General features: G+C 61.0%; 22 protein-coding genes and 1 pseudogene. 11 read left to right on the forward strand and 12 right to left on the reverse strand.

The annotated features are described in order from the left end of the window. Nucleotides 1-52: 52 nt before the first annotated feature. On the forward strand, nt 53-1651 hold the full coding sequence (locus L904_RS24155; protein ID WP_020813126.1) for an ABC transporter substrate-binding protein: 1599 nt from the start codon (nt 53-55) through the stop codon (nt 1649-1651). Between the two features lie 407 nt (nt 1652-2058). Here L904_RS24155 and L904_RS24165 read toward each other — a convergent pair whose 3' ends face one another. From L904_RS24165 to L904_RS24180, 4 genes are read right to left on the reverse strand one after another with little or no spacing between them, the layout of a single operon-like run. Then, nucleotides 2059-2817, reverse strand: coding sequence for an ABC transporter ATP-binding protein (locus L904_RS24165; protein WP_003524721.1), 759 nt, complete (start codon nt 2815-2817; stop codon nt 2059-2061). Further along, complete coding sequence (locus tag L904_RS24170) at nt 2817-3653, reverse strand: ABC transporter ATP-binding protein (protein ID WP_020813124.1); 837 nt, start codon at nt 3651-3653, stop codon at nt 2817-2819. Before L904_RS24170 ends, L904_RS24165 begins: the two co-directional genes overlap by 1 nt. A gap of 4 nt (nt 3654-3657) precedes the next feature. Continuing rightward, nucleotides 3658-4545, reverse strand: a complete 888-nt coding sequence (locus tag L904_RS24175; protein ID WP_020813123.1) for an ABC transporter permease — start codon at nt 4543-4545, stop codon at nt 3658-3660. Further along, nucleotides 4545-5567, reverse strand: a complete 1023-nt coding sequence (locus L904_RS24180) for an ABC transporter permease (RefSeq protein WP_020813122.1) — start codon at nt 5565-5567, stop codon at nt 4545-4547. Before L904_RS24180 ends, L904_RS24175 begins: the two co-directional genes overlap by 1 nt. Nucleotides 5568-5883: 316 nt before the next feature. On the opposite strand from L904_RS24180, the gene L904_RS24185 reads away from it, so the two are divergent. After that, nucleotides 5884-6519 carry a LysE family translocator gene (locus L904_RS24185; protein ID WP_031234499.1) on the forward strand — a complete coding sequence of 212 codons (636 nt, stop codon included), beginning with the start codon at nt 5884-5886 and terminating at the stop codon, nt 6517-6519. A gap of 27 nt (nt 6520-6546) precedes the next feature. On the opposite strand, the gene L904_RS24190 is transcribed toward L904_RS24185, so the two are convergent. Both L904_RS24190 and L904_RS24195 read right to left on the reverse strand, forming a co-directional pair. Then, the gene (locus tag L904_RS24190; protein ID WP_035261197.1) at nt 6547-7278 is read right to left on the reverse strand and encodes a FadR/GntR family transcriptional regulator; all 732 of its coding nucleotides are present in this window, start codon (nt 7276-7278) and stop codon (nt 6547-6549) included. 96 nt (nt 7279-7374) lie between these two features. Continuing rightward, nucleotides 7375-8361 (reverse strand): GlxA family transcriptional regulator, encoded by a 987-nt coding sequence (locus tag L904_RS24195; protein WP_035261209.1) that lies wholly within the window; start codon nt 8359-8361, stop codon nt 7375-7377. A 130-nt stretch (nt 8362-8491) separates the two neighbouring features. Here L904_RS24195 and L904_RS24200 point away from each other — a divergent pair, with 130 nt between their 5' ends. The 7 genes and pseudogenes from L904_RS24200 (at nt 8492) to L904_RS24230 (ending at nt 13379) form a co-directional block, all read left to right on the forward strand. Then, nucleotides 8492-9319, forward strand: coding sequence for an alpha/beta fold hydrolase (locus tag L904_RS24200; RefSeq protein WP_003524728.1), 828 nt, complete (start codon nt 8492-8494; stop codon nt 9317-9319). A 26-nt stretch (nt 9320-9345) separates the two neighbouring features. Further along, on the forward strand, nt 9346-10137 hold the full coding sequence (locus L904_RS24205) for an SDR family oxidoreductase (protein WP_035261200.1): 792 nt from the start codon (nt 9346-9348) through the stop codon (nt 10135-10137). Nucleotides 10138-10150: 13 nt separating this feature from the next. After that, nucleotides 10151-10636, forward strand: a complete 486-nt coding sequence (locus tag L904_RS24210; protein ID WP_003524730.1) for a hypothetical protein — start codon at nt 10151-10153, stop codon at nt 10634-10636. 263 nt (nt 10637-10899) lie between these two features. Continuing rightward, nucleotides 10900-12194: pseudogene (gene blh / locus L904_RS24215) on the forward strand (bifunctional sulfur transferase/dioxygenase Blh). Continuing rightward, complete coding sequence (gene bigR / locus L904_RS24220) at nt 12188-12541, forward strand: sulfite-sensing transcriptional repressor BigR (RefSeq protein WP_059762691.1); 354 nt, start codon at nt 12188-12190, stop codon at nt 12539-12541. The pseudogene blh and the gene bigR overlap by 7 nt, the downstream one beginning before the upstream one ends. Continuing rightward, a complete protein-coding gene (locus L904_RS24225; RefSeq protein WP_035260900.1) occupies nt 12538-12945 on the forward strand; it encodes a YeeE/YedE family protein in 408 nt (135 codons plus the stop codon). Before bigR ends, L904_RS24225 begins: the two co-directional genes overlap by 4 nt. After that, nucleotides 12942-13379, forward strand: coding sequence for a YeeE/YedE family protein (locus tag L904_RS24230; RefSeq protein ID WP_035260898.1), 438 nt, complete (start codon nt 12942-12944; stop codon nt 13377-13379). Before L904_RS24225 ends, L904_RS24230 begins: the two co-directional genes overlap by 4 nt. Nucleotides 13380-13453: 74 nt before the next feature. On the opposite strand, the gene gpmI is transcribed toward L904_RS24230, so the two are convergent. From gpmI to L904_RS24260, 6 genes are all read right to left on the reverse strand, one after another. Then, complete coding sequence (gpmI, locus tag L904_RS24235; RefSeq protein ID WP_035260896.1) at nt 13454-14971, reverse strand: 2,3-bisphosphoglycerate-independent phosphoglycerate mutase; 1518 nt, start codon at nt 14969-14971, stop codon at nt 13454-13456. 347 nt (nt 14972-15318) lie between these two features. Further along, nucleotides 15319-16590: a dihydrolipoamide acetyltransferase family protein gene (locus L904_RS24240; protein ID WP_035260894.1), complete on the reverse strand. Its 1272-nt coding sequence runs from the start codon at nt 16588-16590 to the stop codon at nt 15319-15321. A gap of 2 nt (nt 16591-16592) precedes the next feature. Continuing rightward, nucleotides 16593-17606: an alpha-ketoacid dehydrogenase subunit beta gene (locus L904_RS24245; protein ID WP_035260891.1), complete on the reverse strand. Its 1014-nt coding sequence runs from the start codon at nt 17604-17606 to the stop codon at nt 16593-16595. Between the two features lie 3 nt (nt 17607-17609). After that, nucleotides 17610-18848 (reverse strand): 3-methyl-2-oxobutanoate dehydrogenase (2-methylpropanoyl-transferring) subunit alpha, encoded by a 1239-nt coding sequence (locus L904_RS24250; RefSeq protein ID WP_035260889.1) that lies wholly within the window; start codon nt 18846-18848, stop codon nt 17610-17612. Nucleotides 18849-18892: 44 nt separating this feature from the next. Then, the gene (locus L904_RS24255; protein ID WP_035260887.1) at nt 18893-20020 is read right to left on the reverse strand and encodes an acyl-CoA dehydrogenase family protein; all 1128 of its coding nucleotides are present in this window, start codon (nt 20018-20020) and stop codon (nt 18893-18895) included. Between the two features lie 12 nt (nt 20021-20032). Then, the gene (locus L904_RS24260; protein WP_035260902.1) at nt 20033-21148 is read right to left on the reverse strand and encodes an acetyl-CoA C-acyltransferase; all 1116 of its coding nucleotides are present in this window, start codon (nt 21146-21148) and stop codon (nt 20033-20035) included. A gap of 231 nt (nt 21149-21379) precedes the next feature. Between L904_RS24260 and L904_RS24265 the strand changes: the two genes are divergently transcribed. Further along, nucleotides 21380-21853 carry an Lrp/AsnC family transcriptional regulator gene (locus L904_RS24265; protein WP_035221263.1) on the forward strand — a complete coding sequence of 158 codons (474 nt, stop codon included), beginning with the start codon at nt 21380-21382 and terminating at the stop codon, nt 21851-21853. An 80-nt stretch (nt 21854-21933) separates the two neighbouring features. Beyond that, entirely contained in the window at nt 21934-23106 is a 1173-nt protein-coding gene (locus L904_RS24270; protein ID WP_059762688.1) for an isovaleryl-CoA dehydrogenase, read from the forward strand. The last annotated feature ends 2 nt before the right edge of the window (nt 23107-23108 follow it).

The raw sequence follows: 23108 nt of genomic DNA on the forward strand, positions 1-23108 counted from the left end.
TGTGGATCAAAACGTGGAAAGGCCGTATGAACCGGCCGTATTGGGAGGAAAGATGAAACATTTTCTTGCAACCGCAGCACTTGGCGCCCTGCTGATCGGCGCCATGCCGCTCAGCGCCTTTGCCGAAACGCCGAAGGACCAGCTCATCGTCGCCACGACCATGAGCAATATCCTCACCCTCGATCCGGCCGCCATTACCGGCCGCGAGACCGTGCAGGTGCTGAACAATGTCTATGACACGCTGGTCGTGCTTTCCCCGAAAGATCGCAGCGTTCAGCCACGCCTTGCCGAACGCTGGGAAATTGCCGAGGACCGGAAATCCATCCGTTTCCATCTGCGCGCCGATGCCAAATTCGCGTCCGGCAATGCCGTAACGGCCAAGGACGTGGCGTGGAGCCTGAAGCGGCTGCTCGCCCGCAACCTGGCGCAATCGTCTTTCCTCAAAACCCGCGGCTTCAAGCTGGAAGAGGCCGACAAGCTCTTCGTCGCTGAAAACGACCAGACCTTCGTGCTGAATATTCCGAAGCCCGACGATCCCAATCTGCTCCTGATGATCCTTGCACAGAACGGCCCCGGCTCGATCATCGACAGCAAGACGGCGCTTGAGAATGAAAAGGACGGCGATCTTGGCGGCGCATGGCTGACGCTGAATTCCGCCGGCTCCGGCCCCTTCAAGCTGACGCAATGGAAATCCAACGAATATATCATCCTCACCCGCAACGACGATTATTGGGGTGAGAAGGCCAAGATGAAGCGCATCCTGATGCGCCATCTGCCGGAATCGCAATCGCAGCGGCTGATGCTGGAAAAAGGCGATATCGACGTTGCCTATTCCCTGCAGGCCCCGGACCTGAAATCGCTAGAGGCCGACAAGGCCGTCACCATCGAATCCACACCCGGCTCCGGTTTTTATTACCTCAGCGTTTCGATGAAGGATGAGAAATTCGCAAACAAGAAGGTGCGCGAGGCCCTGCGTTACCTGATCGATTACGACGGTCTCGACAAGGCGGTCATGCCCTATTACGGCAAGCTGCATCAGCGCTCCCTCAGCACCGGCGTCATGGGCGCGCTGCCGGATCAGGGCTACAAGCTCGACATCGAAAAAGCCAAGGCGCTTCTGGCTGAGGCCGGTTATCCCAACGGTTTCAAGACCACGCTGCGCGTGCTTTCGGAAGATCCTTTCATGAAGGCGGCAACGGCGATCCAGAATACGCTGGCTCAGGCCGGCATTCAGGCCGAACTGATCAGCGGCTCCGGCGACCAGATCTACGGCGCCATGCGCGAGCGGAATTTCGAACTGCTGCTCGGCCGCGGCGGCGGCGGCCAGCAGCCGCATCCGGACAACAACCTGCGCTCCATCGCCTATAACCCCAACAATGCCGATGACGCCAAGCTCACCAATTACCAGAGCTGGCGCACCAGTTTCTTCGATGAGAAGCTGAACAAGATGATCGAGGAGGCGCTGGTCGAGCGCGACGTGGCGAAACAGACGAAGCTTTATGAGGACCTGCAGGGCTATATGGACGAGATCGTCATGTCCATTCAGCCCTTCTCCGAGGTCATCGACACCGCCGCCTTCCGCAGTGACGTCAAGGGCATGATCGTCAGCCCCTGGCTTTCGCGGTTTGAAGAAGTGAGCAAGGAGCGGTAATTCGCCGACACAGCGGTTACTCAGGAAAAGGCGCGGCTTACCCCCGCGCCTTTTTGTTTGCGGCAAGACTGCACAGAACGGCTCCGACTGGTGAAAACATATCGCTTCCGTCATTCCGGCCTTGAGCCGGAACCAGCCGACATGCGTCTGCACGGCGGAAAGAGGCCTTTCAGCCCAAGGACTTGGGCTGGCTGGATACCGGCTCAAGGCCGGTATGACGGTTGGAGGGAGCTCAGCAAAACATCGCCCGTTCCTGCTTCATCATTACGTCAATACCCGATGGCGCAGTTGCCGGCCTGCCCCTCTCAAGCCATCCCAAAAAAATGCCCGGCAGGGAGGCCGGGCAAGGAAGGAGGATGTTATTATCCGTGAGGCCCCGGAGGAGGACGATCACGTTCTTGGAGCCGTCACGCGCCTTCATATTCCAGCGAGGCGCCGATCAATTCGCGCGCATAGGGATGCGTCGCGCCATTGCCGGCGATGGCGTCGCGCGGCAGGATTTCGGTGATTTCGCCACGCAGCATCACGGCGAAACGGTCGCACATATGATCGACCACGGCGAGATCGTGGGTCACCATGATATAGGTGAAGCCGCGCTCTTCCCGCAGGCGCTGGAGGAGGTTGAGGATTTCCGCCTGCACCGAGACATCGAGCGCAGACGTCGGCTCATCGAGCAGCAACAGTGACGGTTCGAGGATCAGCGCCCGGGCAATCGCCACGCGCTGCCGCTGGCCGCCGGAAAGCTGGTGCGGGAAACGATCCAGAAAGGCGACGGGCAGGCCGACATCCGTGATGACCTTGCGCATGCGCTCTTCCCGGTCGCCGAGCTTATGGATCGCAAGCGATTCAGAAAGCACAGTGCGCACCGACTGGCGCGGATGCAGCGACCCGTAGGGATCCTGAAACACCATCTGCAGCATGCGGCACCGCTCGATCAGCGGCATATCGCGCACCGACCTGCCATCGATGAGAATATCGCCGGTCCAGAAATCGTTGAGCATCGACACACAACGCAGCACGGTGGATTTGCCCGAGCCGCTTTCACCGACCAGCCCGAAACATTCGCCCGGCTCGACACGGAAGGATACGGAAGGCAGCACCTTCAGCGCCGTATGGCCGCTGCCGAAGGTTATGGAGAGATCGCGGGTTTCAACGGAAACGGCCATTATACGTTCTCCTCCAGCCATTCGGGGCGGCGATCCAGCACCGCGAGCGGTGAGCGCGTGCCGCCGATGCGCGGCTGCGCCGCCAAAAGGCCGCGCGTATAGGGGTGCTGTGCCTGATCGAGATCGCGTGCGGCGAGCGTTTCCACCACCCGGCCGGAATACATGATGAGCACCCGGTCGCAGAAATTGCGCACGAGATTGAGGTCGTGGCTGATCATGATGAGGCCGATGCCGCGATCCCGCACCAGACCGTCGAGAATATTCAGCACCTGCAGCCGCACCGTCACATCAAGCGCCGAGGTCGGCTCATCCGCAATGACGAGATCGGGATCGGCAAGCAGCATCATGGCGATCATGACACGCTGGCCCATGCCACCGGAAATCTCATGCGGATATTGCTCATAGACACGCGCGGCGTCGCGGATTTTCACCGCATCGAGCATGGCCAGCGCCTTTTCCCGGGCCTCGGCTTTCGAGGCCTTGAAGTGGCGCAGATAGGTTTCCGTCACCTGATCACCGACCCGGCGGATGGGGTTAAGGGAGAATTTCGGATCCTGAAGGATCATCGACATGCGCCGGCCGCGAACCTTCAGCATCTCCTTCTCATCGAGCGAGAGAAGATCGAGGCCATCGAAATCCAGCCTGTCGGCGGTGATTGTCGCCGATGGCAGAAGGCGCAGCAGGGCGCGGCCGACGGTGGATTTGCCCGAGCCGCTTTCGCCGACGATGCCGAGCCGTTCCCGGCCGAGTGTGAAGGAGATGCCGCGCACCGCCTCGATGGGCGAGCCGCCATAACGGATGCGGAGATTTTCGACGTCGAGGATTGGTTTTTCCATGGCCCTATCTCCGGTTCATCTGCTTCGGATCGAGCGCATCCCGCAGGCCATCACCCAGAAGATTGAAAGCGAGGCTGACGGAGAGGATCGCAATGCCGGGGAAGGTGACGAGCCACCAGCTATCCAGCATGTAACGCCGGCCGGTGGCGATCATCGCTCCCCATTCTGGCAGCGGCGGCTGCGCGCCGAGGCCGAGGAAGCCGAGGCCGGCGGCGGTGAGGATGACGGTCGCCATGTTCAGCGTCAGGCGGATAAGGACCGAGGGCAGGCACATGGGCATGATCGACTTGACGATGATGCGCAGCGGCGATGCACCCTGAAGCCGCGCGGCGGCAATGTAATCCGCCTTGCGAAAAGTCATGGCTTCGGCGCGGGCAAGGCGCGCAATCGGCGGCCAGGAAGTGAGCGCAATCGCAATGATCGCATTGTTGAGGCTCGGGCCGAGTGCTGCGACGAAGGCGAGCGACAGGATGAGGCTCGGGAAGGACAGGAAAATATCCGTGATGCGCATCATCACCGTATCGAACTTGCCGCCGAGATAACCGGAAGCCGTGCCGACCAGAAGGCCGACGGGGCCGACGATGATCGAGACCAGCGAGATGATGGTGAGTGTGATGCGCGCCCCCCAGAGAAGGCGGCTGTAGATATCGCGTCCCAACTCATCCGTGCCGAAGACGTGGCCATTACCCGGCGCCTGCAGCGTCTTGGCGAGATCCTGCGCGTAGGGGTCATGCGTCGCAAGCCAAGGCGCGAAAAGCGCGGCGATGACGAGCAGCAGCAGGACGGCCAGACCGAAAGCCGATGTCGGGCTTTTGAGGAGAAAAACGACGATGTTCTTCAGCGCGTTCAAGGGCACGGGAAGGCGGAAGGAGGTTTCTGTACGGGCCGTCATCAGCGGGTCCTCGGATCGAAAAAGCGGTAGAGAATGTCGGACAGGAGATTGAGCCCGATGAAGATGACGCCGACGATCAAAACGCAGGTCATCACCGCATTCATGTCGCCGATGATAAGATTGCTGGTGAGATATTGCCCGAAGCCCGGCCAGGCGAAGACGGTCTCGATTAGAACCGCCCCTTCCAGCAGCGAGCCGTAAGCAAGCGCAATGATGGTGACGAGCTGCACGCGAATATTGCCGAAGGCATGCAGCCACACCGTCTGTCGCTGCGACAGACCTTTAACGCGGGCGGTCGTCACATATTCCTGGCCCAGCTGGTCCAGCATGAAGCTGCGCGTCATGCGGGTGATATAAGCCGAGGAGGAATAACCCAGCAGAGCGGCAGGCAGGATGAGGTGGTTGATGGCCGACCAGAAGACCTCCATATCGCCCGCAAGCAGGCTGTCGATGAGCAGGAAGCCCGTCCGCTCTTCCACCAGACCGATATAGAACTGGTCCATGCGACCGCCGCCGCCGACAAGGCCGAGATGGGCGTAAAAAACGATCAGCGCGATCATGCCGGTCCAGAAGATCGGCATGGAATGGCCGAACAGGCTGAGCACCCGCACCAGATGATCCTGCCAGCGGTCTTTATTGACAGCGGCATAAACGCCCATGGGAATGCCGAGGCCGGCACCGATCAGGATCGCGAAGGTCGCAAGCTCCATCGTCGCCGGCATGACCCTGATGATGTCTTCGATGACCGGGCGGCCGGTGCGGATCGAGGTTCCGAAGTCGCCGGTGAACACATCTCCCAGATAATAGAAGAACTGTTGCCACAGCGGACGGTCGAAACCGAGCGCATGATAGACCTGTTCATAGGTTTCGCGCGTCGCGTCCTCGCCCACAATCGCCCGCACGGGATCGGCGGGCATCAGGCGGCCGATAAAAAAGGTCAGCAACAGCAATCCAAGCAGCGTAACCGCAATACTTCCGATCTGGCCGGACAGGCCATACAGCGAAAGGCGTCTTTTTGACATGATTCCTCCCTTGCCAGAGATCGACCGCGCAAATGACCAAGGCGCAATCCTGTCTGACAACTATCCGCAAGTTGTCACAGGTGTTGAGGGCTGTCAAGCGCATGCCAGCGAAATCCGTATTGGCCGAGGTTCCAAAATATGTGTCCGGGGTGGAAATTTCAGACCGGGCTCACCCGGCTTTCGTTTTTGTTTTGGAGAAAGGTGCCTGCGTTGCCGCAACCGCAAAAGCCTGTATTCTCCGCCTTGCGGAATGCGCGGATACCTGTCCCCCGGCTATGATGCCGATGACGCCCGTGCCTTCAGGGGGGAGGAAAATATGGCTGACATGACGCTTCTGGCATTTGCCGTGGTCGCCTTTATTGGCATTGCGACACCCGGCCCCACCGTTTTGCTGGCGCTTGCCAATGGCTCGAGATTCGGAATACGCCGCGCCATGATCGGCATGGCTGGCGCTGTTCTCTCGGATTTCGTCCTGATCGGCGCGGTTGCACTGGGACTGGGCACCCTGCTCGCGGCCTCCGAATTCTGGTTCGGCGTCATCAAATGGGTGGGCGTGTGTTATCTTGCGTTTCTTGGCGTCATGCTTTTGCGTTCCAGAGGCACGCTCGATGGCGCCCTTCAACCGGCAGAAGCCAGCGGTGCCGCCTCCCCCCGCTCGATTTTTCTCAAGAGCTTTCTCGTGGCGGTGACCAACCCCAAGGGATATCTGTTCTTTTCGGCTTTCCTGCCGCAATTCATCGATCCCGCCGCGCCGCAGCTCCAGCAATATGCAGCGCTTGCGCTGATCTTCGCCGGCATCGATTTCATCGTGATGTTCGGATATGCCCTGCTCGGCTCGCAGGCCATCCGGCTGTTGCGGAAATCCGGAGCCCTATGGCTCGACCGGATTTGCGGCGGCGCGCTTCTGACGCTCGCCGCCTCGCTGGCCTTCTATCGGCGGGCAACTGCATAAACCATTGGCCTATAGGCCATTTCCGGATCACTCCACCGCGGTGCGGGAGCGCAGAAGCACCTTGTAGCGCTCAAGACTGCCGCGCAGATGCGCCGCCATATATTGGCGGGCGGCATCCGCATCGCCTTCGATGATGGCGTCGACGATTTTCGCATGCTCCTCCTGGAGATGCAGGTTGTAGTCCTTCGGACGCGACCCGGGTGCCGCACCCTGCAATTCGCCACGGGGAATGATGCCGGAGCGAATGAGCTGAAGAAACTCTGGAAATCGCCTGTTCTGCGTCGCCTGTGCAATGGCCAGATGGAACTCGAAATCGGCGTCCCGCGTCGGCAGGCCGGCGGCGAGACAATCACCGACGCGCCGGTGCGCATCCACAATCGCCTCCACCTGCACGGCGGAACGGCGCGATGCCGCAAGCCCGGCGGATTCAACCTCGAAAACGGTGCGCAATTCCAGCAATTCGATCACCGAGGAAATCCGCCCCACGGCCAGATCGTTAAAGGGCAGCTCCTTGGCCGGTTTTACTTCGACGGCAAAAACGCCCGCACCCTTGCGGGCTTCAACGAGGCCGTCGGCGCGCAGAATGGCGATGGCCTCGCGCACCACGGTTCGGCTGACCGAATATTCACGCGTCAGTTCGCTTTCGCTCGGAAGACGGTCGCCGGGGCGGAACACACCCTCCGACAGATCCCGCCGCAACGCCGAACTGATTTTCGCCGCGAGCGATACCCCCTGCTTCGTGCTGCTCTCAACGTCCATTCCGGCCCACCTGTTTTAAACCTGTCTGGCATGTTAGCAAACACCCGCTACATTGCAAGGGCCGGGCCTCTGCGCGCCCCGGACGATTGGCCGCCCTCACGCCGCAGCCATGGCCGAACTGCTGGAGAAGCGGCTTCTATATTCACCCGGTGAGAGGCCGAGAATACGGTGGAACACCCGGCGAAAGGCGGCTGAATCCTCATAACCCACCGACCACGCGATCTGGTCGACCGAACGGCGGGTGAATTCCAGCAATTCCCGCGCCTTGCCGACGCGCAGGTGCTGAACATATTCGATGGGCTTCATGCCGGTCGCCGCCTTAAAGCGGCGCAGGAAGGTCCGCTCCTCCAGCCCGGCATGGCCGGCCATGTCGGTAACGCTCGTTGCCCGCCCGGCGCGGGCCTGCAGCCAGTGCTGCACTTTCAGGATCGGCTCATCGCCATGCGTCAGCCTTGGGGCGAAACTGCTATAATGGCGCTGTTCGCGCCCCGAAGGGTCGATCAACAGGAACTTTCCGGTCTCGATCATCACCGAAGGCCCGAGCAGCCGGTCGACGATGCGCAGGCCAAGATCGGTCCACGCCATCAGCCCTCCAGCCGTGATGATATCGCCATCCTCGATGACGATCTTGTCGATCTCCAGCCGGATATCGGGAAAACGTTCGCGGAACCGCTCGGCAAACAGCCAGTGGGTAGTGGCGGGGCGACCGGACAAAAGACCCGTCGCGGCGATAATGAAGGAACCGCCGCAACTGGCGGCCAGCGTCGCGCCCTGCGCATGCCGATCCAGCAGCCAGCGGGCGTAAGGCTCCGCCTCGTCGATTTCGGCCGGCCCGGTCAACCGGCCGGGTACGACAAAAATGTCGGGATGTCCCGGCCTGCCGGGCTCGGTGTCGTGACAGCGAGAAAATTCACCGCCCTCGCCCATGCTCCAGTGGCTGACCCGCAATTTCGGCCCGCCGCGATCCTGTGAAAATACCGACGCGATGGCGAAAAGATCGGTGATGCCATGTACCATGGCGATCTGACAGTCCCGATACAGGACCAGCCCCACTTCCAGCGCGCTTCCCGTTACACCTGCCATGCGCTCCACACCCCGTTTTGTCAGTTTCGGCTCGTTTTCTGTCAGAAGCGCCAATCCAGCCCCGGCAGCCTCCAGAGTATCTCTATTCCCACGGGACGCAAGCAAGCCCCCTACAACAGGAGAGAGAGCCATGACAACGATCACCACCAGAGACGGAACGCATATTTTCTACAAGGATTGGGGCCGCAAAGACGGCCAGCCCATCATCTTTTCCCATGGCTGGCCGCTCAGCGCCGATACATGGGATGCGCAGATGGTATTCTTCGCTAACAACGGTTTCCGCACCATCGCCCATGACCGCCGCAGCCACGGCCGCTCCGATCAGGTCTGGCATAACAATACCATGGATCAATATGCCGACGATCTGGCCGAGCTGATCGAACAGCTCGATCTTCACGACATCATTCTGGTCGGCCATTCCACCGGCGGCGGCGAGGTCACCCGCTATATCGGCCGCCACGGCACGGCCCGCGTCGCGAAAATCGCCCTCATCGGCGCGGTGCCGCCGCTGATGCTGAAGACGGAAAGCAATGCCATCGGCCTGCCGATCGATGTTTTTGACGGTATCCGCAAGGGCACCTATGACAATCGCAGCCAGTTCTTCAAGGACCTGACCATTCCCTTCTACGGCTATAACCGCGAAGGTGCCGTGATATCCGAAGGCATCCGCGACGAATTCTGGCGGCAGGGCATGATGGGCGGCCTGAAAGGCCAGCTCGACAGCATTCGCGCCTTTTCGGAAAGCGATTTCCACCAGGACCTGAAGGCCTTCGACAAACCGACGCTGGTTCTGCACGGCGATGACGACCAGATCGTGCCGGTCGGCGCATCCGCGCTTTCCACGGTCAAAATCGTCAAACACGCGGTCCTCAAAATCTATGAGGGCGCCGACCATGGCCTGACGCAGACCCATCAGGACCGGTTCAACGCCGACCTTCTCGCCTTCATCAACGCCTGAAACCGCCGCACACAGGAGACACGGACATGACACAGAATACATTTCTCATCACCGGCGCATCGGACGGCATCGGCGCGGTCTATGCCGAACGTCTGGCAAAACGCGGCCATGATCTCATTCTCGTGGCGCGGCGTGCCGAAAAGCTGAAGGCGCTGGCCGCACAGCTGGAAAAGGATCATCGCATCGCAGTCGAGGTTCTCTCCGCCGATCTTTCCAGGGCGGAAGACCTCGAAAAGGTGGAGGTGCGGCTGCGTGAGGACCGGCGGATTACCGGCCTCGTCAACAATGCCGGCATTGCCGGCGAGGGCGCGATCACCACGCTGGACCCGGCCTATGTGACGACGATGATCAACCTCAACATTCTTGCCGTCACCCGGCTTGCGGCGGCCATCGCACCGCGCCTTGCCGCCGATGGCAAGGGCACGATCATCAACATCACCTCGGTCACAGCTTTGATGCCGGCGGCATTCACCGCCGTCTACCCGGCCACCAAGGCCTTTGTGCTTGCCTTCACCGAGGCGCTGCAGGCGCAGCTTTCGCCCTCCGGCGTGCGGGTTCAGGCCGTCCTGCCCGGCATCACCCGCACGGCGATCTGGGAAGAGGAACGGCTCGATGCCATTCCGGCCGCCATGGTCATGGATGTTTACGAGATGGTGGATGCGGCCCTTGCCGGTCTCGATCTCGGCGAAGCGCTGACCATTCCTTCCCTGCCGGATACGGCCGATCTCGAAAATTTCCTTGCAGCGCGCGCGGCGTTAAGGCCCAATCTGTCGCATGCACTTGCCGCCAGCCGGTATCGTGCAGCCAAAACCGAATAGAGGGAGACGTATCATGATCCTCGGACTGACCATTCCCCAATTCACGGCATTGCATGTGGGCTTAAGCTTCATCGGCATTGCCACCGGACTGATCGCCCTGCCCGCTTATGCGGCGGGGCGGTGGATGCCCCGCATGATGGCGATTTTCCTCGTCACCACGCTCGCCACCACACTTACCGGCTTCCTGTTTCCAATCGGAAATTTCACACCGGCACTCGGCGTCGGCATCATCTCGACCCTCGTTCTGGCAATCGCACTGGTTGCGCTTTATGGATACGGTCTGAATGGCAGGGCGCGCATCATTTATACGATCACCGCCACGATCAGCCTTTATCTCAATATGTTCGTGTTGATCGTTCAGGCTTTTCTCAAAGTCGAAACACTCAACAACCTGGCGCCGAACGGTAATGAACCGCCCTTCGTGGTCGCCCAGACGGTTCTGCTTGTTGCAGCCATCTGTCTTGGCTGGAAGGCGACACGCCGCAGGCTCGCCGTCTGAAGCGCGCCTGAATTCGAACCGCTTTTCGCGAAAATGCCTTGTGCCCCAATATTTCGGGCGCAAGGCATGTTTTTGCATGTCAAATACAGGCAATCTCCGTCCACCCGTCACAAAACGAAGAAATCCCGCCTCTAGGATTTCCTTCCGAACCTTTCCTGAAAATGCGGCAGGAGACATTCGGAACAAGGGCCGTTTGCGCCTTGCAAACATACAATATACATTATATGATAATATATATTAAATTATTACAACAGGAGATGCCGATGAATGCCGTGAAGATCAACGAGCGTCTGACAGTTGCGGGCCAGCCGATGATCGCCGATTTCCCATCGCTCTCCGCCCAGGGTTATAAAAGCATCATCAACGCCCGGCCTGATGGGGAAGAGCCCGGCCAGCCGGGCAATGCGCAGGAAAAAAGCGCCGCCAGCGCGGCGGGCATGGATTATGGTTTCATCCCGGTCAGCGGCCCTACCATTACCGAAGCCGATATCCGCGCCTTCCAGCAAAAATGGCGGAAGCGGAAGGTCCTGTTTTTGCCCATTGCAAGGGCGGCACCCGCGCACTCACGCTTCATGTTCTTGGGGAAGCACTGGATGGGCGCATCGAAAGGGACGATATCGAGGCTTTCGGCAAGGCGCATGGTTTTGACCTTTCCGGCGCCACCCGCTGGCTGGAACGGCGCGCTGCAGCGGTTCCGCACGTCAAGGCATTCTTCGATCCGAGGACATGGAGTGTGCAATATGTCGTGTCCGATCCCTCCACCGGGCGCTGCGCCATTATCGACCCGGTCTATGATTTCGATGAGAAATCCGGCGCGACCGGAACGATGAATGCCGACGCCATTCTGGACTATGTGGAGAGCCAGGATCTGTCGGTGGAATGGATTCTCGATACGCATCCGCATGCCGACCATTTTTCCGCCGCCCATTATCTGAAGCAGAAGACCGGCGCGCAGACGGCGATCGGCGCGAAGGTCACCGGCGTACAGAAGCTCTGGCAGGAGAAATATAACTGGGCGGATCTCGAAACCGACGGCTCGCAATGGGACCGGCTGTTCGAGGCGGACGACAGGTTCAATATCGGCTCCCTTGAAGCGCGCGTGCTGTTTTCGCCCGGCCACACGCTCGCCTCCGTGACCTATGTGGTAGGTAATGCCGCCTTTGTGCACGATACGCTTTTCATGCCCGATTCCGGCACCGCGCGCGCCGATTTCCCCGGCGGCAGCGCCAGGGAACTCTGGGCATCGATCCAGGACATTATCGCCCTTCCCGACGAAACACGGCTTTTCACCGGCCACGATTATCAGCCCGGCGGCCGCGCGCCTAAATGGGAAAGCACGGTCGGCGAACAGAAACGCAGCAATCCGCATCTTGCCGGCATGACGGAGGAGGGTTTCATCCGTCTCAGGGAAGCGCGGGATCGCACATTGCCGATGCCGAAGCTCATTCTCCACGCCCTGCAGGTCAATATTCGCGGCGGCCGCCTGCCGGAGCCCGAAGCGAATGGCAAGCGTTACCTGAAACTTCCGCTCGACGTGCTGGAGGGCAGCATATGGTAAAGGAAAACGCGCTGGAAAAGCCCCCGCATATTGCAGAAATCCCTCTCCACGCCATGGAGGAGCGGGCTGTCGAGGTCGCGCTGCTTCTGAAAACGCTTGCCCATCCCGCGCGGCTGATGCTCGCCTGCACACTGGCGCAGGGGGAATTTTCCGTCGGTGAGCTGGAGGTCAAGCTGGATATTCGCCAGCCGACGCTTTCCCAGCAGCTGGGCGTTCTGCGGGAAGCCGGTGTGGTCGAAACCCGGCGCGATGCCAAGCAAATCTTCTACCAACTGAGCGAAGCGAAAGCGGCGCAACTGATCGAGGCCCTTTACACCATATTCTGCGCGCCGGAGGAGACCCCGTGAGCCCCTACTGGCCCTCTCTTTTCGGCGGCATGCTGCTCGGTCTTGCCTGCATTCTGCTGTTTCTTTTCAACGGCCGTATTTCCGGCATCAGCGGGATAATGGGCAAAATGCTCGGCAGGGAGCGGCGTCTTGCCGATCTCGCCTTCGTCGCCGGCTTGCTGGCCGGGCCTTATATCCATGCCGCTGCATTCGGCCGGCTGCCTGCCGTCACCATAGTTTCACCATGGCCGCTCATCCTCATTGCCGGCCTGCTGGTGGGTTTTGGCACGCGCATGGGCTCCGGCTGCACATCCGGCCATGGAATCATGGGTCTGGCGCGATTTTCCCGGCGCTCCATCGCCGCGACCGCCACCTTCCTGATCACCGGTATTTGCGCCGCGACGATAGTGGGAGCCCTGTCATGAAAAATCCAGCCGTGGCGCGTGTTGTCCTGGCATTGGTCGCGGGAGCGCTGTTCGGCTTCGGCCTCTCGCTCTCCGGCATGGTCGATCCGGCTCGCGTTTCCGGTTTTCTCGACGTGGCGAGCGGCCATTGGGACCCGAGCCTGATGTTCGTTCTTGGCGGCGCGGTGATGGTCGCCGTGCCGGGTGTGCTCCTCAGCCGACGTCTCGCCAAACCGGTCCTCGCAGAAGGTTTCAGTCTTCCGGCAAAAACCCGTATCGACCGGCCGCTCATAACAGGCTCGGCCATTTTCGGCGTCGGCTGGGGGCTTGCCGGTTTCTGCCCCGGCCCGGCACTATCGGCTCTCGCCCTCGGGCTGATGTCGGTCGTTCTTTTCGTCAGCGCCATGATTGCCGGCATGCTGGTCCACGACCGCCTCTACGCAAAGCAGCCATAACGCAAACGCTCGTTCAGCGCGCGGGGAACGGGCAGTCGCGCGGGGCTGGAACGCTCCCGCGCGACGGCGTGTGATTAGAGGTCGATCAGGCTTTTGCCCGTCATTTCCGGCGGCAGCGGCACATTCATCAGTTGCAGCAGGGTGGGGGCGACATCGGCGAGAATGCCGTCATGCAGCTTGGCGCCTTCCGGGCCGCCGAAAAGGATAACCGGCACCGGATTGGTGGTGTGGGCCGTGTGCGGGCCGCCGGTCACGGGGTCGACCATGGTTTCGCAATTGCCATGATCGGCAATGACAAGCATCGCGCCACCCACTTTTTCGAGGGCGGCAACGACCGCACCAAGCCCACGATCCACCGCTTCACAGGCCTTGATTGCGGCCTGCAGATCGCCGGTATGGCCGACCATATCGGGGTTGGCGTAATTGGTGACGATCAGATCGTAACCCTTGCCGATCGCCTCGACGAATTTTTCCGTCACTTCCGGCGCGCTCATCTCCGGCTGCAGATCGTAGGTCGCAACCTTCGGGGATTTCGGCATGAAGCGGTCTTCGCCGACTTCCGGCTCTTCCTTGCCGCCATTCAGGAAGAAGGTGACATGCGGATATTTTTCCGTCTCGGCAAGACGGAACTGCGTAAGCCCCTGCTTCGCCACCCATGCGCCCAGCGTATTGACGATATCGCGCTTGGGATAGGCCGTGGTCATGAAATCATTGTGCCGGGTGGAATATTCCACCATGCCGAGCAGCGCCGAAAGGACGGGCTTTTCGCGCGAAAAACCGTCGAAATCGTCCGCCCCTATGGCGAGCAGGATTTCACGGGCACGGTCGGCGCGAAAATTCAGGCAGAACAGGCCGTCGCCGGCCTTGAAGCCCTCATAGCCGTCGATCACCGTCGGCAGGATGAATTCGTCGGTGACGTTGTTTTTGTAGCTCTGGGCAACGGCGCTCACCGCATCGCGCGCGTGTTCGCCTTTCGCCAGAACCATGGCGTCATAGGCTTTCTCGACGCGCTCCCAGCGATTGTCGCGATCCATCGCATAGTAGCGGCCGATCACCGTGCCGATACTTGCCCCCTGCGGCAGGCTTGCCACCAGCGCCGCCACAAATTCTTCAGCCGATTGCGGCGCGACATCGCGGCCGTCGGTGATGGCATGTACCACCACCTTCAGACCGTGGCTGATCATCAGCCTCACCGCCGCCTGGCCGTGCAGGATATGGCCATGGACGCCGCCATCGGAAACGACGCACATCAGATGCGCCACACCGCCCGCGGCCTTCACCGTGGCGGCGAAATCAAGCATCGCCGCATTGCGGAAAAAGCTGCCATCCTCAATCGCCAGATCGATCTGGCCGAGATCCATGGCGACGATGCGGCCGGCGCCGATATTGGTGTGGCCGACTTCCGAATTGCCCATCTGCCCGGTGGGCAGGCCGACATTCGGGCCGAAGGTGGTGAGCCTCGCATTCGGGCAGGTGGCGAAAAGCCGGTCCATGGTGGGCGTATTCGCCAGCACCGGCGCATTGCTGGATGTGTCCTCGTTCAGCCCCCAGCCATCGAGAATAGTCAGGACAACGGGTTTGGGAGTGCGCATGGGAGGACCTTCTTCTTCATTCGGTTGCCGGCGGAGGGCGGACCGCCGGGCACCGGAGCGCCCTCTTCCGCCACTATGATCATGATGAGAAAACATGCTTCTCGTTCTTCTCTTCTATACCCGAAGATGACGAACGCAAGCCTATACCGACAGCGAAACAGTTCCGTGAAGGTTGAAAACGCGGGCTAAGAAATGCGGTCATGACACGCATACGCCCTCATTCCTGTGCTCGTCACAGGAATCCAGTCGACGCGCGCCTGCGCGGTGGAGAGAGTCCTTTCAGCCCAAAGACTTGGGCTGGCTGGATCCCTGTGACGAGCACAGGGATGAGGGAGCACGGATCGCCTTCACTCGATAAAAATAAGCGCGGGCTTCTCCAGCAATGCCTTGACGGCCTGGATGAAGACCGCCGCATCCCACCCATCGACAACCCGGTGATCGAAGCTCGATGAGAGGTTCATCATCTTGCGCGGCACGAAGCGCGTCCCGTCCCAGACCGGACGTGTCATGATCTTGTTGACACCGATGATCGCCACCTCCGGGTGATTGATGATGGGTGTCGAGACCACACCGCCCAAGGCTCCCAGCGAACTGATGGTGATGGTGGAGCCCATCAGCTCTTCCCGATGCGCCGTGCCGGTGCGGGCGGCTTCGGCGACGCGTGCGACTTCGTCCGCGCATTCCCAAAGACCGAGCGTTTCCGTGTGGCGCACGACCGGAACGGTGAGGCCCGACGGCGTCTGCGTGGCGATGCCGATATGAACCGCCTCGTAGTGGCTGACGATACCTTTGTCGTCGTCGAAGGTGGCATTCATGCCGGGATGATCGGCAACGGCTTTCACCAGCGCGCGCATCAGGAACGGCAGGATCGTCAGCTTCGGTTGCCCGGAACGGCGATTGCCGTTCATGGTCGCGCGCAAATCCTCCAGATCGGTCACGTCGACTTCCTCGACATAGGTGATGTGGGGAATACGGGAGGCGGAAAGCACCATCTTCTCGGCAATCTTGCGCCTGAGCCCGGTCACCTTCACCTCCTCGACAGCGCTATCGTGCGGCGCTATCGGCTCGGGGCGTTCCGGCCGTCCCCGCACGGTTAAGAACCCGTCGAGATCGGCATGGGTAATATGCCCGTCCGGCCCCGTTCCCTTGACCCTGGTGAGATCGATATCGAGATCGTCGGCGCGCTGGCGAACGGCGGGAGACGCCAGCGGTTTATGATGCGGTTCGGCGGCGGGCGCCGGCGGCGCCTCCTCGGTCTCTCGCGCCGTCGGCTGGGCTTCAACGGGTGGAGGCGTGTCCGTCATGTCGGCAGGCGCTTCCGTCATCTGGGTGGGCGCTTCCGCTTCCGGCACGCCGCCATTGGGAGCAGCGGCGGCGACATCGGTTTCGATGCGCAGGAGCGGCGCCTTCACCGGTACGGTATTTCCAACCGTCACGGCGAGCCAGGTGACGACGCCCGCCACCGGGGATGGGATTTCCACCGTCGCCTTGTCGGTCATCACCGCGGCCAGCACCATGTCCTCATGGACGAGATCGCCCGGTTTGACGTTCCATTCCACCAGTTCGGCTTCCGCCACACCTTCACCGACATCGGGCATCGTGAGAACAAATTCCGCCATAATCAGGCCTCCATGACTTCGACAAGGGCGCGCCCGACGCGGGCAGGTCCCGGAAAATAGTCCCACTCCTGCGCATGGGGATAAGGCGTATCCCAGCCCGCAACGCGGACGACGGGGGCCTCAAGGTGATAAAAACAATGTTCCTGCACCAGCGACACGACTTCCGCCCCGAAGCCGGAGGTCAGCGTCGCCTCATGCACCATGACGCAGCGGCCGGTCTTGGAGACGGACTTCACGATGGTATCGAGATCGAGCGGCAGCAGGCTGCGCAGATCGATGATCTCGGCATCCACGCCCGTCTCTTCCGCCGCCGCCAGCGCAACATGCACCATGGTGCCATAAGCGATGACGGTGACAGCGTTTCCGGGACGGCGTATCTCCGCCTTGCCGATGGGAATGGTGTAGTGCCCTTCCGGCACTTCCCCCATCTCGTGTTTGGACCAGGGCGTTACCGGCCGGTCGTGATGGCCGTCGAAGGGGCCGTTATAAAGCCGCTTCGGCTCCAGAAACATCACGGGGTCGGGGTCTTCGATGGATGCGATCAGCAGTCCCTTGGCATCATAGGGATTGGAAGGGACCACCACCTTCAGCCCGCAGACGTGGGTGAAAAGCGCTTCCGGGCTCTGGCTGTGCGTCTGCCCGCCAAAAATGCCCCCGCCGGTCGGCATTCTGAGAACGATGGGGCAGGTGAAATCGCCATTGGAGCGATAGCGGATACGCGCCGCCTCCTGGGTGATCTGGTCATAGGCGGGATACATGTAGTCGGCGAACTGGATTTCGACACAGGGGCGCAGGCCATAAGCGGCCATGCCGATGGCGGTGCCGACAATGCCGGATTCGCTGATCGGCGCATCGAAACAGCGGGTCTTGCCGTATTTTCCCTGCAGCCCCTGCGTGGCGCGGAAGACCCCGCCGAAATAACCCACGTCCTCGCCGAACACCACCACATCGTCGTTGCGCTCCATGGATACATCCATGGCGCTGCGGACGGCTTCGATCATCGTCATTCTCGTCATGTCTTACCATCCTGCCTTCTGGCGCTGGCGGGCGAGATGCGGCGGCATCTCGGCGTAAACGCCTTCGAAAATATCCTTTTTCGGCGGTTTTTTGCCTTCATGCAGCGTACCGTGGCTTTCCGCCTCGCGCTGCGCCTCAAGCACCTCATCGGCAATTTCCGCCTCCGTCTGCCGGTGCCGTTCCTCCGACCAGACGCCGCGCAGGATGAGGTGTTTTTTGAGCCTCAGAACCGGGTCACCCAGCGGCCATGCCTCAGACTCCGTCTTGGGGCGGTAAGCGCTCGGGTCGTCCGAGGTGGAATGGGCGCCGACACGATAAGTCACATATTCAATGAGCGTCGGCCCGAGATTGCGGCGCGCCCGTTCCACCGCCCAGCGCGCCACGGCATAAACGGCGAGATAATCATTGCCGTCGACCCGCAGTGCGGGAATGCCGAAACCCAGGCCGCGCGCCGCAAAGGTGCCGGAGCCGCCGCGCGCGATGCCCTGAAAGGTGGAAATCGCCCATTGGTTATTGACGATATTGAGAACCACCGGGGCCTTGTAGGTGGAAGCAAAGACCATCGCCGAGTGAAAATCCGACTCCGCCGTCGAACCGTCACCGATCCATGCTGCGGCGACCTTCGTATCGCCCTTGATGGCCGACGCCATCGCCCAGCCAACCGCCTGCACATATTGCGTGGCGAGATTGCCGGAGACGGTGAAGAAACCATGCTCCTTCGAGGAATAAAGCACCGGCAACTGCCGCCCATGTAGCGGATCCAGTTCGTTGGAATATATCTGGTTCATCATGGTGACGAGCGGGTAGTCGTCAGCGATCAGCAGACCCGCCTGCCGGTAGGTCGGGAAATTCATGTCGCCTTTGGAAAGCGCCTTGCGGAAGGCGCAACTGACCGCCTCCTCGCCCAGATGCTGCATATAAAAGGAGGTCTTGCCCTGCCGCTGCGCCATCAGCATGCGCGCATCGAAAGCCCGAAGCCGCATCATGTTTTTGAGGCCTATCAGCAAGTCTTCATCCGAAAGCAGCCCGGCCCAGGGTCCGACGGCCTCGCCCTGATGATTGAGGACGCGGATGATCGAATAGGCAAGATCGCGCATGCTTTCCGGCGCGGCGTCAACCTCCGGGCGCGGCACCGAGCCGGCCTTGGGTATTTTCACATTGGAGAAATCCGGCTCCCCGCCGGGCCGCACCGCAGGTTCGGGAACATGCAGGCTGAGACGTGGCGTTTCGGTTATATCCATTCTACTCCTCCCGTCGCGGTCTCCTCCAGACCGCGAAACAACTCTCAAAGGTTCCGCGCGATCACCATCCGCTGGACATCGCTGGTCCCCTCGTAAATCTGGCAGATGCGCACATCGCGATAGATCCGCTCCACCGGATAATCCGCCATGTAGCCGTAACCGCCGTGAATCTGGATGGCGTCCGAGCAGACACGCTCGGCCATTTCGGAAGCGAAAAGTTTCGCCATCGAGGCCTCCGAAAGACAGGGCTCACCCGCTTCCTTCAGCGCCGCCGCATGCAGCACCAGCTGCCGCGCCGCCTCAATGCGCGTCGCCATGTCCGCGAGGCGAAACGCCACCGCCTGATGCTCCATGATTGCCTGCCCGAAGGCCTTGCGCTCGCGGGCATAATCCCGCGCCGCCTCGAAAGCCGCCTGCGCCATGCCGACCGCCTGCGCGGCGATGCCGATGCGCCCGCCTTCCAGATTGGCAAGCGCGATACGATAACCCTGCCCCTCTTCGCCCAGCCGCAATTCGGCCGGCACCGCCATGTCGGTAAAGGCAATCTGGCAGGTATCCGAAGAATGCAGCCCGAGCTTTTCCTCGACCCGGATGACCTCATAACCCAGCGTATCAGTCGGCACGATGAAGGCGGTGATGCCCTTCTTGCCCGCCGCCGCATCGGTAACGGCAAAAACGATGACGACATCACCATTTTTGCCTGATGTGATGAATTGCTTTGCGCCGTCGAGAATGTATCGGTCGCCATCGCGCCGGGCGCGGGTCTTGAGGTTGGACGCATCGGAACCGGCCTGCGGTTCGGTCAGCGCAAAACCGCCGATCCATTCGCCGGAAGCGAGTTTCGGCAGGAAACGCTGTTTCTGGTCTTCCGTGCCGAATTTCAGGATCGGCACGCAGCCAACCGAATTATGGACGCTCATGATGGTGGAACAGGCGCCATCACCGGCGGCGATTTCCTCCAGCGCCAGGGCATAAGCGACGGCACCGGTTTCCGACCCGCCATAGTCCTCGGAGACAAGCATGCCAAGGAAGCCGAGGTCTCCCATCTCCTTCAGTTCGTCTTTCGGAAACCGGCTTTCCCGATCACGCGAAGCAGCCCCGGGGGCAAGCCGCTCCCGGGCGAAATCGCGGGCCATGTCCCTGATCTGCTGCTGGGCTCCGTTCAGGATCATCGCCGCCTCCCCTTAATATCGCTCTATGCCGAGCGCGGTTGCTTCACCGCCGCCGATGCAGACGGCGGCCACGCCGCGTTTCAAACCATGACTCTGCAAAGCGGCCAGCAGGGTGACGACGATCCTCGCGCCGGAAGCGCCGATCGGATGGCCGAGCGCGCAGGCGCCGCCATGCACATTCACCTTGTCATGCGGCAGATCGAGATCGCGCATCGCCGCCATCGCCACCACGGCAAAGGCCTCGTTGATTTCGAAGAGATCGACATCCTTCGCCGCCCAGCCGGTTTTTTCGAACAGCTTTTTCATCGCGCCGATGGGAGCCGTTGGATATCCGGCGGGTGCATCCGCATGGGAGGCTTGACCGATAACGGTCGCCAGCGGTGAAAGGCCCCGCCTTTCCGCTTCGGAGCGACGCATGAGAACGAGAGCGGCCGCACCATCGGAAATCGAACTGGAATTGGCAGCCGTCACCGTTCCGCCATCGCGGAAGGCGGGCTTCAGTTGCGAGATTTTTTCCGGCTTCGCCTTGCCCGGCTGCTCGTCCACCGAGATATCCGCGACGGGCGCTATTTCCGCTTCGAAAGCCCCTTCAGCGATAGCACGCCGGGCGCGCTCCAGCGAGGTAAGCGCATAGTCATCCTGCATGGCGCGGGTGAACTGGTAAGCTTCGGCGCAATCTTCCGCGAAAGTCCCCATCAGCCGGCCCTTGTCATAGGCGTCCTCCAGGCCATCCAGAAACATGTGGTCGGTGAGCTTGCCGTGGCCGAGACGATAGCCGTTGCGGGCGCGGTCCAGGAGATAGGGCGCATTGCTCATGCTTTCCATGCCCCCTGCAAGCACGATGGAAGAGCTTCCCGCCGCAATCTGGTCATGCCCCAGCATGATCGCTTTCATGCCAGAGCCGCACATCTTGTTGATGGTCGTCGCGCCAACCGAGTTAGGGATTCCGGCGGCAATGGCCGCCTGTCTGGCCGGAGCCTGCCCCTGCCCGGCCGTAAGCACGCAGCCCATCAGCACATCGTCAATATCAGAAGGCGGAACCGCAGCCCGTTCGACGGCCGCGCGGATCGCCGCCGCACCGAGATCGGGCGCGGCCACCGATTTGAATTCGCCCTGGAACCCACCCATAGCAGTACGGGCGGCCCCGACGATCACGACAGGGTCATGCACAGCCAAATTCACCTCCCTTGGCCATTCTCCCGCTTGAGAAAACAACCATCATCGAGATCTCCTCCAGACCTCGACTGACATGAACGCTATCACCAACTCGAATTCATTTCAAAGCTATTTTGATTGACAGTTTTTTGATTAGCGATATCTTTGATCCAATAAATAGTCATATTATAGAGCAAATGATCCATGATTGAGCTCGACAGTTTCGACCGGAAGATTCTGCATGTGCTTGGCGATGACGGGCGGGTGAGCTGGCGCGATCTCGCGGCGCGGATAGGCCTTTCTTTCACGCCGACGCTGCGGCGCGTGCGCAAGCTGGAAGAGGAAGGCATCATTCGTGGTTATACCGCCGTGTTCGATGAGAACCGGCTGCTCGGCAATATGGGCGTCTTCATTTCCGTCACGCTGGAGCGGCAGATCAAGGAAGCGCTGACGACCTTCGAGCACCATGTCGCGTCCATTCCCGAAGTGGTCGGCGGTTACCAGACCAGCGGCAGTTCGGATTATCTGATCCACGCCATGGTGCGGGATCTGCCGCATTATCAGGAACTTCTGGATTTCCTGACCACGGTTCCCGGCGTGTCGCGCATCCAGTCCAATTTCGCCATCAAGACATTCGTGCGCCGTTCCGCCGCCTTCACCGGGGGTGACGCGCCGTAATCGAGGGTTGCCGGCGCGGAGGAGGTGCCGGCTGCTGACAAAAGGGACGGCGGCAAAAGCCGTCCGGAGGAGGAGACGCGATGAGTTTGAACCTCGCCGCCATTTTCGATGCCGATCTCGGCCCGGAAATCGCAGCATTGCGCGACAGCGCAAGCGCATTCGCAGACGATAAAATCGCCCCTTTGGCGGCGGAGATCGACCGCGACGACCGTTTTCCACGCAAGCTCTGGCCGGAAATGGGCCAGCTCGGCCTGCACGGCATTACCGTTTCGGAAGAATTCGGCGGTGCCGACATGGGCTATCTCGCCCATTGCGTCGCGATGGAAGAGATAAGCCGGGCTTCCGCTTCCATCGGCCTTTCCTACGGCGCCCATTCGAACCTCTGCATCAACCAGATTCACCGCTGGGGAACGCAAGAGCAGAAGCACAGATATCTGCCGAAACTCGTCTCCGGTGAACATGTCGGTTCGCTCGCCATGAGCGAGACGGAAGCCGGTTCGGATGTCGTGTCGATGCGGCTGAAGGCGGAACGCAGAGGCGACCGCTATGTGCTGAACGGCGCGAAAATGTGGATCACCAATGGCCATGAGGCCGATACGCTGGTGGTCTACGCCAAGACGGATATGTCCGCCGGCCCGCGCGGCATCACCGCCTTCCTGATCGAAAAAGGCTTCAAGGGGTTTCGCCCGGCCCAGAAACTCGACAAGCTCGGCATGCGCGGCTCGCCCACGTCGGAACTGGTTTTCGAGGATTGCGAGGTGCCGGAAGAGAACATTCTCGGCCGTTTGAATGACGGCGTGACGGTGCTGATGAGCGGGCTGGATTACGAGCGCGCCGTGCTGGCCGCAGGCCCGGTCGGCATCATGCAGGCGGCTATCGATCTGGTGCTGCCCTATGCCCGCGAGCGCAAGCAATTCGGCAAGCCGATCGGCGAATTCCAGCTGGTGCAGGGCAAACTCGCCGATATCTATTCGGCCATGAATGCATCGCGCGCCTATGTCTATGCCGTTGCCCGCGCCTGTGACAACGGCCGCATCACGAGGCAAGATGCGGCGGGCGCGATACTCTTCGCCGCCGAACGGGCGACACAGGTGGCGCTGGATGCCATCCAGCTTCTCGGCGGCTCCGGCTATGTCAATGAAAGCCCGGCCGGACGGCTGCTGCGCGACGCCAAGCTTTATGAAATCGGCGCGGGCACCAGCGAAATCCGCCGGATGCTGATCGGCCGCGAACTGGTCAAGGGCAACGGGTGAGG

The organism is Agrobacterium sp. LY4 (assembly GCF_001526585.1).
GTDB classification, from domain to species: Bacteria; Pseudomonadota; Alphaproteobacteria; order Rhizobiales; family Rhizobiaceae; genus Agrobacterium; species Agrobacterium leguminum.

What these genes read in the sequence shown, in the direction of transcription:
- L904_RS24155 (WP_020813126.1), top strand. Translation starts at nt 53, where the DNA reads ATGAAACATTTTCTTGCAACCGCAGCACTTGGCGCCCTGCTGATCGGC.
- L904_RS24165 (WP_003524721.1), bottom strand. Translation starts at nt 2,817, where the DNA reads ATGGCCGTTTCCGTTGAAACCCGCGATCTCTCCATAACCTTCGGCAGC.
- L904_RS24170 (WP_020813124.1), bottom strand. Translation starts at nt 3,653, where the DNA reads ATGGAAAAACCAATCCTCGACGTCGAAAATCTCCGCATCCGTTATGGC.
- L904_RS24175 (WP_020813123.1), bottom strand. Translation starts at nt 4,545, where the DNA reads ATGACGGCCCGTACAGAAACCTCCTTCCGCCTTCCCGTGCCCTTGAAC.
- L904_RS24180 (WP_020813122.1), bottom strand. Translation starts at nt 5,567, where the DNA reads ATGTCAAAAAGACGCCTTTCGCTGTATGGCCTGTCCGGCCAGATCGGA.
- L904_RS24185 (WP_031234499.1), top strand. Translation starts at nt 5,884, where the DNA reads ATGGCTGACATGACGCTTCTGGCATTTGCCGTGGTCGCCTTTATTGGC.
- L904_RS24190 (WP_035261197.1), bottom strand. Translation starts at nt 7,278, where the DNA reads ATGGACGTTGAGAGCAGCACGAAGCAGGGGGTATCGCTCGCGGCGAAA.
- L904_RS24195 (WP_035261209.1), bottom strand. Translation starts at nt 8,361, where the DNA reads ATGGCAGGTGTAACGGGAAGCGCGCTGGAAGTGGGGCTGGTCCTGTAT.
- L904_RS24200 (WP_003524728.1), top strand. Translation starts at nt 8,492, where the DNA reads ATGACAACGATCACCACCAGAGACGGAACGCATATTTTCTACAAGGAT.
- L904_RS24205 (WP_035261200.1), top strand. Translation starts at nt 9,346, where the DNA reads ATGACACAGAATACATTTCTCATCACCGGCGCATCGGACGGCATCGGC.
- L904_RS24210 (WP_003524730.1), top strand. Translation starts at nt 10,151, where the DNA reads ATGATCCTCGGACTGACCATTCCCCAATTCACGGCATTGCATGTGGGC.
- bigR (WP_059762691.1), top strand. Translation starts at nt 12,188, where the DNA reads ATGGTAAAGGAAAACGCGCTGGAAAAGCCCCCGCATATTGCAGAAATC.
- L904_RS24230 (WP_035260898.1), top strand. Translation starts at nt 12,942, where the DNA reads ATGAAAAATCCAGCCGTGGCGCGTGTTGTCCTGGCATTGGTCGCGGGA.
- gpmI (WP_035260896.1), bottom strand. Translation starts at nt 14,971, where the DNA reads ATGCGCACTCCCAAACCCGTTGTCCTGACTATTCTCGATGGCTGGGGG.
- L904_RS24240 (WP_035260894.1), bottom strand. Translation starts at nt 16,590, where the DNA reads ATGGCGGAATTTGTTCTCACGATGCCCGATGTCGGTGAAGGTGTGGCG.
- L904_RS24245 (WP_035260891.1), bottom strand. Translation starts at nt 17,606, where the DNA reads ATGACGAGAATGACGATGATCGAAGCCGTCCGCAGCGCCATGGATGTA.
- L904_RS24250 (WP_035260889.1), bottom strand. Translation starts at nt 18,848, where the DNA reads ATGGATATAACCGAAACGCCACGTCTCAGCCTGCATGTTCCCGAACCT.
- L904_RS24255 (WP_035260887.1), bottom strand. Translation starts at nt 20,020, where the DNA reads ATGATCCTGAACGGAGCCCAGCAGCAGATCAGGGACATGGCCCGCGAT.
- L904_RS24260 (WP_035260902.1), bottom strand. Translation starts at nt 21,148, where the DNA reads ATGGGTGGGTTCCAGGGCGAATTCAAATCGGTGGCCGCGCCCGATCTC.
- L904_RS24265 (WP_035221263.1), top strand. Translation starts at nt 21,380, where the DNA reads ATGATTGAGCTCGACAGTTTCGACCGGAAGATTCTGCATGTGCTTGGC.
- L904_RS24270 (WP_059762688.1), top strand. Translation starts at nt 21,934, where the DNA reads ATGAGTTTGAACCTCGCCGCCATTTTCGATGCCGATCTCGGCCCGGAA.